The organism is Novosphingobium rosa NBRC 15208 (assembly GCF_001598555.1).
Classification (GTDB): Bacteria; Pseudomonadota; Alphaproteobacteria; order Sphingomonadales; family Sphingomonadaceae; genus Novosphingobium; species Novosphingobium rosa.
Genome location: NZ_BCZE01000043.1, coordinates 41,881 through 57,021, shown reverse-complemented (window position 1 = coordinate 57,021; position 15,141 = coordinate 41,881). Strand labels below are relative to the sequence as shown.

Here is a 15,141-nt window from a genome sequence, read left to right as displayed (position 1 = left end):
AACCTATGTCGTATCGCGAGCGACTTGGGGAAAACACGCTTGCCAAAACGTTAAAACGGACCCCTCGGTTTTAGTATTTTTACATATTAAACTTTTGAGAAAAATCGTTTGCGAAGATGTGGTTAGCTCACTTCATTCGTTTTTCTCCGCTTAGGGCAAAGCACCTGTTAACCACGGAATTCCGCTTGTCCACGAGGAGTGGCGACCCTTCTTCAAACCGGATATTTAGAATTGGCTCCGGGAGAGCGATCTGCAGTTGTAAAATTTTGTAATCGCGCGAAAAGTCCCGTTCCTATATACGAGGCCGCGCACCGGCGCTCGTTGGATAGCAGCGAGGCGGAGGGGCCTTGGCCATAGCACCCGGATGGTTGAAGCGCATTCGGTTGAATCCCGGGCCATCAACCGATCAAGCAGCTGATCTGGGTTGTAAGTTCTTCTGGGCGGTAAGGTTTGGGCATAAAGATGCCTCGGGCGGGGAGCTTGATATCCTCGACCAACATGCGCCCTGAAGTAACGATGATCTCGACCGGAGGCCAACGATCATGGACATAGGCCGCCAGTTTCAGGCCATCCATCGTCCCCGCCATTTCTATATCCGTGAAAACGAGACGGATCTGCGGATCGGCTTCGAGCAGTCTGATGGCATCGTCCGCATTGCTTGCTGCGAGAATAGCAAAACCTGTATCTTTAATGGCATCAACCGCTGCCATAAGAAGCATTGGTTCATCTTCTACCACCACAACATAACTGCTTGCATCAGCGCCATTTCGTAGCCTTCCAGCAGAAAATTCGATCCCAACATCCCGCAATGATGATCAGCACTATGCATGCCATACCCAAGCAACGATTGCGAAAAGGTTTGGATGCATCGCTTGGATTCAGTCGCCAGATGGCCGTTGATACCAAAATCACTTTCCGCTGGCGGCTGCGTTTTTTCTGAACGGAAAGTATGAACGGGCGACAGCTTTCGATGAGCTGATTTAGCGCCAGAAATGTCTTCTTTGTCAGCGCCTGCTGACCGGTAGGGCGGGGCCGTCCGGCACCCTTATAGCTGTCGATCAGTGGTGGCTTCCCTTCGTTTGGAAAGGGAAAATCATAAAAATTTGATTTAAAAGGCATTTTTAAAATGACGGAGGCGGGTGAAAGGAATCAGGCTGGACAATACATTCCTGCGAACCACCGCATGGGTCTATAAAATCCTTATGTTGGAGCCCATTGTCGGGCGAGGCCGTTATTTTTCCATCATGTCTATCTCAGGTTCACGCAGGTAATTTGCTGAGCATTCCGTTCATCCACCTCGTATCCTGAATGGAAATCAGGTTTTGACGATCCGGACAGGGGCCGCGCATGGCTGCTTTGTTGTGGATTCCGGAATGTCCGGTTTTGAAGACAACCAATCAAAAGCAGCCTATTTGATCCTTGCATATGGAGGTTCGGGCCTCTCAAAAACAGAAAGATCAACGGCATCTCCCATCGCTTTCGAGCCTGCCTCATTCGGGTGAAGATGATCCCCGGAATCGTACTCGGAGCGCAGTTGCAGCGGATGTGCAGGATCGCGCAGAGCCTTGTCGAAATCGATCATCCCATCGGATTCGCGCGATGTTCTGATCCAGCTGTTGACGGCGTCGCGCAGCCGTTCATGCTCCGGGCTGTCATGGCTGGCCGATCCGCCAAAGGGGAGGATGGTTCCCAGGATGACTTTCACGCCGCGATCATGGGCGCGGGCGATGATCTGTCGATAGCCCCCGATGATCTCCTCGGCCGAGATTGCCGGATTGTCGCCGAAGGATGAATGGCCCGACATGCCAATGTCATTCGTGCCCTCCAGCACGACCAGATGGGTGATCCCGTCCAGCGCCAGAGCATCGCGGTCAAGACGAGCCAGAGCCGCAATTCCGCCAAAGCCGCTAGCCAGCAACCGGTTCCCCGCGATTCCGGCGTTGACCATGGCATAATCCGTGCTGGAACCGCGCGCGGCCAGGCGCCGTGACAGTTCTTCGGGCCAACTGTGCAGGGCGGTCAGGCTCAGGCGATTGCCATCGGTTATGGAATCGCCAAGCGCCACGATGAGATGCGTGTCCCGCGCCGTCAGCACGGAGATACCCGTGATGTCCGGACGCCCTTGCATGATATGCGCATCCTGCATACGCGCCGCCATGGATTGATCGCCGGGGCCGACGCTGACCAGCGAGCCGCCATTGCCGTCCAGCTTGAGCGTATTGGCGACGGTGAAACTCACCAGGATCTCGTCGCCCCGGGACACGCCCAGGTCAATCGCATCGCTGACCACGGGCGCGCCGGGGGGGATGGAAATCCCTTTGCCGCCTGAAAAGGTGACGGCCAGCAGCCTCTCGTCTTTGGCATCGAAATCCTGGCCCGCGAGCCCAACGCTGGCTGCGGAGATGACGAGCGGCGCGCTTCCCTCTTCATTGGACAAGCGCAGGCGCAGCTTGCTTCCCCCGGCCGAAACGCGGATGCGATAGCGCAGCGTGCCCGTGACGGGCTTGGGCCTGATCTTTTCCACGATCTCCGGCGGCACTTTGATACGGTCGATGAGGGCCTTGAACTGCTCATCGTTCAGCCCAGCCCGCGGGCTGGATTCGAAAGCCGCGCGCCAGCGTCCGTCAGGGGCCGAGGCCATCGCCGGGCCGGTGCTCGCCAGAGCCAGCCAGGGCAGCATCAGGCAAAGAGCGTTCCATCGATACCGCATTCTTCTCTCCAGATTCTCGGGCCCGGCAGACGAGCCTCTCATTCAGCACGCCGCAATCAGGCGAAGTCGTCCGGGCTCCACGCGCTGTGCCAGTCGATGAAGGGGCGCTCACCCTCGAAACGGAGCGGCAACCAGACATAGGTGCCCCGCGATGTGTTGATGCGCTTGGCCTGCCCCTTCAGCTCCGCGCCTTCCGCCGGCGTGAGGGCGGGGCCATCGGGATTGAACATCTTGGCGAACATCGGCTCGAAACGGCGATAGGCATCGCCGCTGGCAAAGCCTGGCCCTTCCGTCTGGGGCAAGTCGGGCATCCAGCGGTCAGCCAGGGCAATGTAGAGATCCTTCTTGCCCGGATGCTTGAACACCGAACTGACCTGCGAGTTGAAGGATGTGCGCGAGGCATCTCTGGGGTGCAGGTCGCCCAATACGGTCCATGGTCCGTGGAATGTGTCTGCCATCGCCACCTCGGACGGGTTGGGATGGTAACCGGTCGTGCCCGAGGTGATCAGGTAATGTTTGCCGCGCCGGTGGAAATAGGCCGGCCCCTCGCGCACCTGCGGCGGCGCGGGATGCGGGAAATGGGTGGAGTAATAACCGGTGACGTCGGTGTAGTCTTCGGTCAGATCGGCGCAGATCAGCTCGCTGTGGACCCGTTCGAAATAGGTGTAGGCCTTGAGGTCATCGGGGTTGATCAACAGATCGAAGTCCCCTGCATTCATGCCGAGGGGCTGCAGGCCCTGACGCAGAATGGTGTAGGGGCCGGTGAAGCGGTCGGCGGTCAGAATGGTGCGGGTCTGGCGCCCGTCGACCTCCATGATCTTGACCCAACAGACGAATTTGCCCGTCCGGGCATGGTAGAGGATGTGGGGGCGATCAAGCTGCCTGGCCGGATGCAGGGGCGAGGCCGGATCATCGGGCACCGGCGGAATGATGAGCCCCTGATCGGTCCAGTTCACCAGATCTTTCGAGGCATAGGCCCGCACGCCCCAATGCCAGATGCCCGATCCCGGCAGCGTGCGCTCCTTGTTCTCGCCATACCAGTAGAAGGTATCGCCGACCTGCAGGATCGAGGCGCCATGGGCCTGAATGGGCTTGCCAGTGGTGTCGAGCCAGATCTCGCCGGGCCGGATCATAGGCTTTGCCGCGCCAGCAAAGGCCGCCTTGCCCGGAAACGCGGCAGCGATGGTGGCAGCGGCGCCTGCTGCCAGCAGGTCGCGGCGTGTATGGAGCGAGATGCGGATCATGCGCCCGCACGCCCGGGGGCAGCGCAGGCAAAGCTTGCGGCGGAGGTCAGCGGTCCCTTGCCATCGTAACGCGCCACTGTGGGATAGGCGCAGATCGGCCGCTCCACACCGGGAAACGCCTTGCCCTTGGCGATAAAAGCGTTCGGCGCATCGCCTTTCTCGACCCAACGCACCAGCGAGGTCAGCGCGTCGAAATCGTCGAGCGCGACACCGCCGCCGCAATGGGTCATGCCCGGCACCATGAACAGGCGGGCAAAGGTGGAGGCATCGCCGCCCTGCGCTTCGGTATCGGCGGTCAGGCGGTCATAATAGGCGGTCAGGTCGCTGGCGGAGAAGACCGGATCGGACCAGCCGGTGACCAGCATCAGCTTGCCGCCATGCCCGGCGAAGCTGGAATATTGGGTCGAGGTGGCGTCGGTGAAGCTGGCCGTCTGGGCACTCGCCGCCAGCAGTGTCGCGGCTTCCGCATCGCCGCCCTTGAGCGGCAGCTTGTACTGCGGATAGGCGAAGTATTGCGTCAACGACTTGCGCACCAGATCCTGCAACACCATCAACGGCCCCTTGGGGGTGGGGATGCCGGTCTGCCAGATCAGCCAGTCGGGCGTGAAATTGGCGGTGTCGAAGGTCCATGAGCCCGCGATGGGCTGACCCGCGTTATTCCGCGGACCACGATAGGCGCGGATGATCGCCTGCACCTTGAGCGGGTTGAGGCAGCCTGCGGTTTGCCCGTTGGCGCAGGCCAGCGTGGCGATGTCGAAGTGGCAGGCGGAATGGTCGAAGATCATGCCATCGACCGCACCGTCGAGCCCGTCGCAGGCCTTGAGCAGCGCCGACTGGATCAGCCCGGCCTCGACAGGGGAGAACAGCAGCGAGGAATGCGTGCCCAGCTTGGTCGCCGCATCGGTGTAGGCCCAGCCCGAGTAGTTGGTCAGCACCGCTGCCGCGCTGAGGTGAAAGGCGGGGTCGCCCGCCAGAACGCCGTCGAAATCGCCCGGGAACAGTTGGGCTGCCTGCATCGCCTCGCGCCCGCCGTTGGAGCAGCCCATAAAGTAGCTGTGATCCGGTGCGCGGCCTTTGATCTTGACGATCAGATGCTTGGCCGCCTCGCTGACCTTGCCGATGGCGGCATAGCCGTAATCGAGCTTGGACTGCTGATCCTGCGCAAAGCTGACGTCATCGAAATTCTTGCCCTGATGGCCACTGTCGGTCGAGACCACCGCATAGCCTTGCGCCAGCGGTAGAGGCGATGTGGTGCCGGTGTTGATCGGGCTGCCCAGTGCGGGGACGATCATGCCATCCATGCCGCCGCCGCCCTGATAAAGGAAGCGCCCGTTCCACGCGGCGGGAACGCGCAGTTCCATACCGATGAAATAGGGTGTGCCTCCAGCGCCGGTGCGCTGCTCCAGCCGCGCGGTGATCGCGCAATGGCGGGGCATGGTGGGCAAAGGCTCGGTGGATTCGCCGTTGGGGCCGCTGGGGCCGCGCGGGGCGGGGCCTTCGGCGACATCATGGGCTCCGGTGACCACCATCCAGCCTTCGGACAGTCCCTGCAAACGGGCGCACCCCGTGGCGAAATCGGCATCGGGCGAAGAGGCCATGGCAGTCGGGGCGGCAAGGCTGGCGGCGAGGGCGAGAAGGATCATGGAGGGTCTCTCGATGGAGGGTGTCAGAGGGCGTTGCGGCGGGCGATGGTGCCCAGCACGGCGGCGCTGGGTTTGGGCGTGCGCTTGAAGGTGGTGCGGTCGATCGAGGCGAGGCCGTAGTGAGGCTTGTAGCCGAAGGTCCATTCGAAGTTGTCGACCAGCGACCAGTGGCAATAGCCCAGCACCGGCGTTCCGGCATCGATCCGGCGTTTGAGTTCGGCCAGCGCGGCGGTGATGAGATCGGCGCGCCACGCATCGTTGTCGCTGTTGAGGCCGTGTTCAGTGACCATGATCGGGCAGCCGGTTTCGCCGTGGACATAATCGACCGCATTGGCCAGCGAGGCGGGGTAAATCTCCCAGCCTTCGCCGCCGGTGCGCGCGCCTGCGGGCACGGGAACGATGCCCTTGTCGTCCCAGACGATGCGGCTGTAGTTCTGCACACCAACGAAATCGTCGCCGCGCACGGCTTCGAGCCATGGGCCATAGAAGTCACGGCGGCGGGCATCGCGCAGATTGTTGGGGCCGACGCCTTGCAGGTCGACCAGCGCCAGCGACAGGCCCACGGGCAGGGCAGGGCGCGCAGCCTTGATCGCGGCGCGGCCCTGTTTGTGAGCGGCGATCAGGTTGGGCAGCATCTCCATGGCGAGGCCGATAGGCGAGCCGCCGACGAAGTGGTCGCTGCCCGTGGCGCGCCCGGCAGCGGCCAGCATCGCGCGTTCGGCGTCCTTGGCCTGAGGCGGCGCCATGACATGGCCGAGCAGCGTGCCGTTAGCCTCGTTGAGGGTGACGGCATAGGCCATCCCATCGGCAAGGTGACGCGCCGCGCGGTCGCAGAAGCGGGCGAACAGGGTGGCGCTGTCGGACGCGGTCCAGCCGCCGCGCATGGCGAACCAGCGTGGCGTGGTCCAGTGGCTGAAGGTTACCACGGGGGCGAGGCCCCGAGCATGGCACCCGGCGATGATGGCCTTGTAGTGGTCCAGCATGGCGATGGAAAACAGGCCCGGTTCGGGCTCGATCCGGCACCATTCAATCGAGAAGCGATAGGCGTTGAGCCCGATGGTGCGCGCCAGATCAAGGTCGCTGGCCCATAGCTCGAAGCTGTTGTTGGCATCGCCCGAAGGCTCGGCGAACAGCGTGGGCTTGACGTTTTCCAGCACCCAGTAGTCGCTGTTGACGTTGTTGCCCTCGATCTGGTGTCCGGCGGTGGCCGCACCCCACAGGAAGCCGGGCGGGAAGGGGGACGTTGCGTTGCGCTTGCCCCCGGTCAGACCGGCGGCAAGAACGGGATTGGCAAGCGTCGAAGTGGCGGCGGTGGCCACTGCCCCCGCGACGAAAAAGCGTCGATCGATCATGACGTTGATCTTTCCCTTGCACCCGGCATCAGAACTTGGCGTCGAGCGAAAGACCGACCTGACGGGTCGAATTGGGAGCGTACATGGCGCCAACCGTCCCTGCGGTAGGAAAATCGGTATAAAGCAGAACGGGTTCGGGCACGTTGAACAGGTTGCGGGCGAAAACCGACAGCGAGTAGCGATCGTCCGCGGTCTTCAGGCCGAGGCGACCGCCCACAGTCCAGTGCGGCTTGTAGGTGTCGGTCAACAGCGTTGTTGATTGATAGGCCACGCGCGACTTCCACACCGCATCAAGACTGATGAAACCGGACAAGGCATCATTGATCGGATGGGAGTAATCACCCGAGAAGGTGAATTTGTAGCGCGGCGAGAAGGGCAGCTGCGTTCCGCCGAGTGCGAAAACGCCGGTCGATGTGCTCGAGGTGTAGCCATTCGGATAAGTGGCCTTGGCATAGATGAAGCCGGTGCTGACCGAGAGATCATGGGTGATCTTGCCGAACAGGTTGATTTCCGCGCCACGGCTCTTGACGCCGTCCGCATTGACAGCCGTGCAGGACAGCGCGCCGGTCGAGGTCGCCGCGCATTGCTGGAGCTGAAAGTCCTTGATGGTTTCGGAGAACAGGCTGAGATCGGCCACCCATCCGCCAAACAGCGTGGATTTCAGGCCAACTTCATAGCTGGTGGGGATTTCCGGCCGCACGATGTAAGGCGTAAGCGGATAAGCGGGAATGCCGATCTGTCCGCTCTTGTAGCCGCGTGAGGCGGTGGCGTAGATCATGGTCTTGCGCGACAGATCGTATTGCCCGCCAAATTTCCAGGATACGATGCTCGTGTTGAGTTGCTTGTTGATGGCGACGCGATTGTCGAAATCATAGCCGTCGAGTGCAAGGCGTTCGGCGGTGTAGCGGCCACCCGCGATCAGGCGCAGGCTACTCGCGACGTGGACGGTACCCTGGCCGTAAATGGCCATGGAGTCATCAGTGGTACGGTTTCGTGAGCCAATCGAGTTCGCAATGGGAATGAAGCCGAACAGGGTGATGTTTTGTCCCGTTGGATCAACGATGCCCCTCTGGTGCGAGGCGAACAGGCCTGCCGTATAATCGATGAATGCGTTTCCGGGCGAGGCGATCCGCAGTTCCTGACTGACGAGGTCGAGCCGGTTGTGGCCGGGCAAGTCGAGGATAGTCAGCGCGGTCGGATCGGCACGCACGATGTTCTGTCCGGTATCGCTGTGACGAGTGCCGCGATAAGCCGAGATCGAAGTCAGTGTGAAGGGACCGGCATCCAGATCGAACTGGGCCGAAGCACCGAAATTGTTGTTCTTTGCATAGAGGCCCTGCTTCATGCAGAATTTCTGGTTGCCCTCAGCCGCAACGACCCCGCAACTTGCCAGAGCGGCAGCCGTGCTGGCATCCGTGGAGATAAGCGTGAAGAAATCGCCCTCGTTGGTCTGGGTGAAATAGGTGTAATCGGCGATGAAATTCGCGGTCAGCTTGCTGGTCGGTTCCCACAGGAGATGAGCGCGGCCGCTGTAGCTGTTGTTCTGGATATACTTGCCGTCGATGGTGTTCTGATTGGGCCCCTGACGCAGATTGGTCGATCCCGACACGCGCAAGGCTGCATTGGCGGCGAGGGGAAGGTTGACCACGCCCTGGATCACCTGATTGCCGAAACCCGAACCTGCGGTGCCGGCGTTGGATAGATCCGCGTGCAGCCGGGCGCTGAATTTGGTCATATCCGGCTTGTTGGTGGTGATGTTGATGACACCGGCCGAGGTCGTCAGACCGAACAGCGTGCCTTGCGGCCCCTTCAACACCTCGACACGGGCGATATCAAACAGGTTGGAGATGTTGGCGTTACCCTGGCTGACCTGATCGACCACGATGCCGACCGAGGCCACCGCCCCCTGCGCAAAGGTCTGGGTGCCAATACCGCGAATTTCACCGCCGCCACCCGTGCCCTGGCCAGCAGCTGCCGTCATTTCGAGGCTGGGGGCAATGCGCGCAAGATCTTCGACCGTCCTCACTTGCTGACGCTCGAGTTGAGCGGCGTCCGCCACGGTGATCGAGATCGGCACCGATGTGACCTTTTCCGCGCGGCGCTGGGCGGTGACGATGATGTCCGAATTGACTGAGGCGGGCGCGTCTTGCGCTGTTTGCCCCCAACTCTGCGCGGGGAACACCAGAGCGGCGAAGGCGACGGTCGATGCCAGACTGGCTTGGTACACTTTCAGCATAAATCCTCCCTTGGATCTGCCGTCGGACGTCCTTGTGCGGACATCTCTTCGGGCCAGCGAACACGTCCGAAACATCAGGGCCGGTCGCTGTCATGGCGGCGGCACGCTCTGCTCGGTTGTTATTGCTGATAGCTAAGCACTGGCCTTGGGAGGGAACAGGGGGCCGGGGAAAAGTGAGTAGAACGGATACAAAAATCCGTACCCGGTTTCAGTATATGGGAAGAGGAATGGTGATGCTGGCGATCAACCCGCCCTGCGCGGCATTGGCGAGCGATACGGATGCCCCGAATGTCGAGGCTTGCGCGCGCGCAATTGTCAGTCCGATGCCGGTTCCTCCGGTGCGGCGCGAACGGCTGCTGTCGCCCCGCACGAAGGGTTCGAACATCTGGTCGAGCAGCGCTTCGGGGATGCCGGGGCCTGCATCGGTGACCGACAGGACGATCCGATCATCCTCCTGCCAGCAATCGAGGCGCGCCTGACCGCCATAGCGCAAGGCATTGTCGATCAGGTTCTGCAGGCAACGGTGCAGCGCATCGGGCTTGACCCTGACCTCCACGGGATCGACATGACCCAGCGTGACTTCGCCAAGGCCCGCATCGGTCATATCCTCGACCATGCTGGCCAGCAGCGATTCCATGTCCAGCATCACCCAGTCGTCGGCGGACTCGCCGGATCGCGCCAGCGCCAGCCCCTCGGTCACCAGGCGCTGCATGGCCTCGACATCGTTGAACAGGCGAGCCCGCACGCCTTCATCCGGCAAAAGATCGAGCCGCAGGCGCAGGCGGGTCAAAGGAGTTTGCAGATCATGGCTGATCGCGGCCAGAATCTGGGCGCGTTCCTGCATGGCTTCGCGGATGCGTTGTTGCATCTGGTTGAAGGCGGCAAAGGTCTCGCGCACGTCGCGCGGGCCGGTTTCAGGAATGGGGGCGGCGGCGATGTCGCTGGAAAAGGCCCGCGAGGCGACGGCCAGACGCCGCATGAAGCGCAGCGTGATGCTGGCCACCAGAAAGGACAGGAGCAGCGCCGCCAGAGCCACCAGCGCGAGATAGTCCGGCGATTGCCTGACCGACAGCAGAAGGGGGAGCGGGGCCATATCGAAGGCCATGCGATGGTGTGTGACCTGCCCATCGCTTGGAGGCACGCTGAGATCGACGGCCCAGCACTCCGGAGGAATGGCCAGCATGCCCGCGGCAGCGCGAACATAGGCAACACCGGGGCGGCCGGCGCACACCGCCGGATCGGTGCGAAAACTATGGGCTGTCATGCCCCTCGGAAGACCCGAGGACAGGGCCTGATCGATGGCCGGGTCGGCCCCTAGGACGGGAGCAGAGGCGTCCTGCAACAGATGCGCGCCTCTGATCCGGTTGCTGGCCAGCAGGATCATGTCGGCATGGTCGTTGGCGGCGATATGTCCGGCGATGTCGGCCACGCTGCGGGCGATCATCCCGGCGCGGTACTGGCGCATCTGGTGTTGGAGATACCATTCGGAAAAGGTCAGCGAATACATGGATGCCAGCGTGCCGCCGACGGCCAGCACCAGCGTCAGGCGCAAGGCCAGCGTGTCGAAACGCCGCAGAGATTGCCACAGGGCCGTCATACGTAGGTGACATCGCAGGCGAGCAGGAAGCCCTTGTTGCGCACGGTGACGATCAGGTTCTCACCGCCCGGCGCCCGGGCCAGCTTGGCGCGCAAACGGGCGATGCGGTTGTCGAGCGAACGGTCGATCCACACGGTTTCCTTGCGCTCGGGCAGCAAATCCTCGCGGCTCAACTCTTCAAAGGGGTTTTCCAGAAAACGGCGCAGAATGGCGAATTCGGTGGTCGAAAGCATCATGCCGCGATCATCCTGACCCATCAGGCGCCGCTGCGCCAGATCGAGACGCCACGGGCCAAAGCTGGCGTAACGGCCGGATTGGGATTTCGGGCCCTGAATGCCCCGCTTGAGCACATTGCGCATGCGGATGATGAGCTCGCGGGCGTCGAAAGGCTTGGAGAGATAATCGTCGGCGCCCCCTTCGAGCCCTTCGACGCGGTCGCCGGGGGTGCTGCGTGCCGTCAGCATGATGACGGGCACGACAAACCCTTCGGCGCGCAGGTCACGGCAGAAGGTCATGCCATCGCCATCGGGGAGCGTGAGGTCCAGCAGCATGAGCGCGATGTCGTGGCGGGCCAAAGCCGTGCGCGCCTCGGCCAGTGTCGCGGCTCCGACATGCCGGTATCCGGCGCGGTCGAGATGGCTGGCGATGAGGTCGCGAATGTCATCGTCGTCGTCCACGATCAGGATGCATGCGGAGGGAGTGGATGGGGGAAGCATGCGCTCATCATAGCGGATTGTCGGCGCTTGGGTCACAGCATCGTCAAAGCGGTGACAAACCGATACAATGCCAAAGCCATCCCGGGCTTCAGGAAGGCTTGGCGGCGGCGGATTTGGCAAACTGGCGCGGCGAAGAGCCGACCACCCGCCGGAACGCGGCGCCAAAGGCGCTCTCCGAATCATAACCCACCATCGGCGCGACCGCAGCGATGGTCATGCCATGATTGGCGAGACGATCGGCTGCCAGAACCATCCGCCATCTGGTCAGATAATCCATCGCGGTTTCGCCCGTTTTCTCCCTGAAGCGCGCCGCAAAACTCGAGCGTGACAGGCCCGCTGTCCTTGCCAGATCCTGCAGCGTCCACCGCCTTGCGGGCGCATCGTGCATGGCTGACAGCGCGGCATGAATGTACCTGTCGGCCAGAGCGAGCAGCCAACCGGGGCTCGTCGGCGTCTGGTCGAGATGCGCGCGCAGCGCCTCGATCAGCAAAGCCTGGGCCAGATGTTCGGCCATAAGGGCACCGCCCGGCCGTGGCGCGCGCAATTCGTCCATCAGCCGGTCGATGGATGCGCGCAAAGCCTGCTTGCCCTGCTGCGCGTCGATGTGCAGAATCGGCGGGAGGGCGGCCAGAAGGCGGCTGGCCTGCAATCCGGCGAAATGGAAGTAACCGCCCACGCCCATGCAGTCGCCGCCGCCATTGAGCACGGCGGTCTGGCCTGAGGGGACGGTGGGAAAGAAGCGAAAGGCATCGATGGTCTCGCTCGGCGCCCCAGCGTAAAGGCGATAGGCGGTACCGCCGGGCAGCAGAACGAAATCACCTGCCGACAGGGCGAGCGGCGCGGCTTGGCCTTCCACCTCGATCCAGCATTGGCCGGAATGGATGGCATAGCACCGCACCCCGGCGCTGGCGGCATAGCCCAGCGACCAATCTCCACCCGCGTCCAGTCCACGGAAGCCGTAGCTGCCAGGTTTCATCAGCGAGAGGATGTCCGAAAGCGGGTCCACAGCATATCCTGGACGATGGCGACGATTTTATGGACCATAGCGCATGGGGCGTCCGCCATGAAGGGGCTATGTGTTATTGCAGGATGACGAGCAAGGACTGACGATGCCCAACAACACCGCACTGTGGCTGCCCGCCAAGCGCGCGACCGCGTTAAAGGTTGGACCCGCGCCCTACACCGCACCCAAAGCCGGTGAGATCGTCGTGCGGGTCCATGCCGTTGCCGTCAACCCGATGGACCGGCTGATGCAGACCGTGGGCGATCTCATCACGCCCTATCTCGCCTATCCCTTCGTGCTGGGCTCGGACGTGGCCGGAGAGGTGGTCGAGATTGGCGAGGGTGTGACCCGCTTCAGGCTGGGCGAGCGCGTGCTGGGTCATGCTGTCGGCTCGGACAAGGCGCGCAATCATGCGGCGGAAGGCGCCTTCCAGACCCATGCGGTTCTGCTGGCGCATATGGCCGCGCCCATGCCTGAGGATATGCCGTTTGAAGCCGCCGCGGTTTTGCCGCTGGCCCTTTCCACGGCGGCCTGCGGCCTGTTCCAGCAGGACCAGCTGGCGCTTGATCCTCCATCCCTCGCCCCCCGGCGAAACGGAAAATGGGTGCTCATCTGGGGGGCGTCGACCAGTGTGGGCTGCAATGCGGTGCAGCTTGCGGTCGCGGCCGGATATCAGGTGGTCGCCACCGCCTCGCCCGCCAACTTCGATTATGTCAAAAGCCTGGGCGCTTCGCTGGTGTTTGATTATCGCAGCAACAGCGTTGTGGCCGACATTGTTGCGGCCCTGCGTGGGCACGAGGTTGCCGGAGCGCTTGCGATTGGCCTGGGTTCCGCGACGGCGTCGGTCGCTATACTCGGACAGTGCCAGGGCAAGCGTTTTGTCGCGATGGCCACGCCACCAGCCTCCTTCGACGCTGTGCCTGCGGGCCAGGGCCGCATCTGGCGCCTTGCGCCCGTGCTGATGCGCATGGTGGCAGGCAGCATCAGCCTTGCCCTGAAAGCACAGCGCAGAGGCGTGCGCACCGCCATGATCTGGGGCAGTTCGCTGCTGGGCAATGAGGTGGGGCCGATGATCTATGAGGCCTTCCTTCCCGAAGCGCTGGCCAGCGGGCGATATGTTGCGGCTCCCGCGCCGCTGGTCGTGGGCCATGGTCTCACGCATATCGTCCAGGCGCTCGAACGGCAGCGGCGCGGCGTTTCTGCCTGCAAGCTGGTGGTGACCTTGTGAGCCATCCGCCAACTCAAGACGTCATTGCGAGGCTTGTCAGCGTCACGCGGTTTCGGGCTCGGACGCTGCTTCTTATGCCACTCATCATGGTTCACGCCCGCCGCGCCATCGCACAAGTACAGCAAGCGGACGGATTTCTGGCTGGCGCGGTGAGGCCAGACGGTCATGTGACCTTCTGGACCATCAGCGTATGGCGGGATGAACTGGCGGTGCAAAGCTATGTTGCCAGCGGCGCGCATCGGTCTGCCATGCCACGCCTGTTCGATTGGGCAGTGGAAGCCAGTGTGGTCCGTTGGAGGCATGATAGTGACGATCTTCCGGATTGGGCCGAAGCGGTGGAGCGAATGCGCAAGGCAGGGCGCCCCTCCGCCCTGCGGCATCCTGGCCCGCATCACGCAGACATGAGCTTTGCGGAACCGCAAGATGTTCGCGGAATGCGTCTGTAACAGCCAGACGATCATCCAGTGGCCACATGAACGAAAGTCTTCCTTCGACGATCCGAGCCGGAGCCGGGAACGGCAGGAAAGTTGGCGGAGGATGCCATGCCCCCCATGTCGGGGCCGAACTTGCTCAAATAAGGATTGTGGATTTGTAACATTAATTAACAAATTTCAGCATGCGGCTCATTGATCTCGGCTGGCATCGGTAACGCGCTGGCGCACCCGGCCCAGATGATAGCGCATGGCCAGATCGGCGCCGGCGCTGTCTCTTTGCGCGATGGCATCGTATATGGCGCGGTGCTCGTCGAACACCCGCTGGGCTCGTTCGGGGCTGAGTTCCTTGGTGACGCTCAGAGCAATCGTCATTCCCCGACGAATCGCATCGTCGAGCGATTGCAGCACCTGCTCGAACAGGAAATTGCCGCTGGCCGCCGCCACCGCCAGATGAAACTCGAAATCGGCGGCGGTGGTTACGCCGTTTTGCAGCAATTGCTCCTTCATCGCCTCCAGCGCCTTGGCGATCTGGCGCAACTCCGCCGTGGTGTGCCGTGTCGCCGCCAGCGCGGCGGCCTGGCCTTCCACCGCCATGCGAAGCTCCAGGCAGCGCAGCATATGCGCAACATTGCTCGGCTCGGAAAAGCGCGTCAGCCCCTCGGGCGGGGTGTTCTGCACCACGGTGCCCAGCCCCTTGCGGGTGATGACCAGCCCGTCGGCCTGAAGGCGCATCAGCGCCTGCCGCACCACGGGGCGCGACACATTCAGGGTCTGGCAGATCTGGTTTTCCGAGGGCAGGCGGTCACCGGGGCGCAGCGCGCCCGAGGCGATTTGCTGCAGAATCTGGCCATAGATGCGGTCGCCCAACCGTTCCTTTTTTTGCGGCATCAAGATCAGATTGGTCACGGACAAGGCCCCGGGTCGGCTAAGAGATCAGGCACTTGCTACCATCTGTCATCCAACATGTCATCGTTGTTG

General features: G+C 62.4%; 12 protein-coding genes. 2 read left to right on the top strand and 10 right to left on the bottom strand.

The genetic code is table 11. The features are described from left to right. Positions 1 to 398: 398 nt before the first annotated feature. The 9 genes from SR3_RS17135 to SR3_RS17095 all read right to left on the bottom strand — a co-directional run bounded on the left by SR3_RS17135 (position 399) and on the right by SR3_RS17095 (position 12,504). Complete coding sequence (locus SR3_RS17135; RefSeq protein ID WP_245653962.1) at positions 399 to 740, bottom strand: response regulator; 342 nt, start codon at positions 738 to 740, stop codon at positions 399 to 401. A gap of 668 nt (positions 741 to 1,408) precedes the next feature. Next, entirely contained in the window at positions 1,409 to 2,710 is a 1,302-nt protein-coding gene (locus SR3_RS17130; protein ID WP_169805655.1) for an SGNH/GDSL hydrolase family protein, read from the bottom strand. 56 nt (positions 2,711 to 2,766) lie between these two features. After that, a complete protein-coding gene (locus SR3_RS17125; RefSeq protein WP_218018839.1) occupies positions 2,767 to 3,954 on the bottom strand; it encodes a family 43 glycosylhydrolase in 1,188 nt (395 codons plus the stop codon). Further along, positions 3,951 to 5,597: a tannase/feruloyl esterase family alpha/beta hydrolase gene (locus tag SR3_RS17120; protein ID WP_068088833.1), complete on the bottom strand. Its 1,647-nt coding sequence runs from the start codon at positions 5,595 to 5,597 to the stop codon at positions 3,951 to 3,953. Before SR3_RS17120 ends, SR3_RS17125 begins: the two co-directional genes overlap by 4 nt. Positions 5,598 to 5,620: 23 nt before the next feature. Continuing rightward, on the bottom strand, positions 5,621 to 6,949 hold the full coding sequence (locus SR3_RS17115; RefSeq protein ID WP_068088830.1) for a family 1 glycosylhydrolase: 1,329 nt from the start codon (positions 6,947 to 6,949) through the stop codon (positions 5,621 to 5,623). A gap of 28 nt (positions 6,950 to 6,977) precedes the next feature. Continuing rightward, on the bottom strand, positions 6,978 to 9,026 hold the full coding sequence (locus tag SR3_RS17110; protein ID WP_245653961.1) for a TonB-dependent receptor: 2,049 nt from the start codon (positions 9,024 to 9,026) through the stop codon (positions 6,978 to 6,980). 367 nt (positions 9,027 to 9,393) lie between these two features. Further along, positions 9,394 to 10,782 carry a sensor histidine kinase gene (locus tag SR3_RS17105; protein ID WP_068088825.1) on the bottom strand — a complete coding sequence of 463 codons (1,389 nt, stop codon included), beginning with the start codon at positions 10,780 to 10,782 and terminating at the stop codon, positions 9,394 to 9,396. Further along, positions 10,779 to 11,459: a response regulator transcription factor gene (locus tag SR3_RS17100; RefSeq protein WP_307562198.1), complete on the bottom strand. Its 681-nt coding sequence runs from the start codon at positions 11,457 to 11,459 to the stop codon at positions 10,779 to 10,781. The genes SR3_RS17105 and SR3_RS17100 overlap by 4 nt, the downstream gene beginning before the upstream one ends. Positions 11,460 to 11,586: 127 nt before the next feature. Beyond that, positions 11,587 to 12,504, bottom strand: a complete 918-nt coding sequence (locus SR3_RS17095; protein ID WP_068088819.1) for an AraC family transcriptional regulator — start codon at positions 12,502 to 12,504, stop codon at positions 11,587 to 11,589. A gap of 103 nt (positions 12,505 to 12,607) precedes the next feature. Here SR3_RS17095 and SR3_RS17090 point away from each other — a divergent pair, with 103 nt between their 5' ends. Together SR3_RS17090 and SR3_RS30680 are read left to right on the top strand one after the other, a co-directional pair. Then, the gene (locus SR3_RS17090) at positions 12,608 to 13,729 is read left to right on the top strand and encodes a zinc-binding alcohol dehydrogenase family protein (protein ID WP_068088888.1); all 1,122 of its coding nucleotides are present in this window, start codon (positions 12,608 to 12,610) and stop codon (positions 13,727 to 13,729) included. An 86-nt stretch (positions 13,730 to 13,815) separates the two neighbouring features. Next, on the top strand, positions 13,816 to 14,175 hold the full coding sequence (locus SR3_RS30680) for a DUF3291 domain-containing protein (protein WP_245653960.1): 360 nt from the start codon (positions 13,816 to 13,818) through the stop codon (positions 14,173 to 14,175). A gap of 177 nt (positions 14,176 to 14,352) precedes the next feature. Here the strand turns inward: SR3_RS30680 and SR3_RS17085 are convergent, their stop codons facing one another. Further along, complete coding sequence (locus SR3_RS17085) at positions 14,353 to 15,069, bottom strand: FadR/GntR family transcriptional regulator (protein WP_084455666.1); 717 nt, start codon at positions 15,067 to 15,069, stop codon at positions 14,353 to 14,355. Positions 15,070 to 15,141 lie beyond the last annotated feature (72 nt).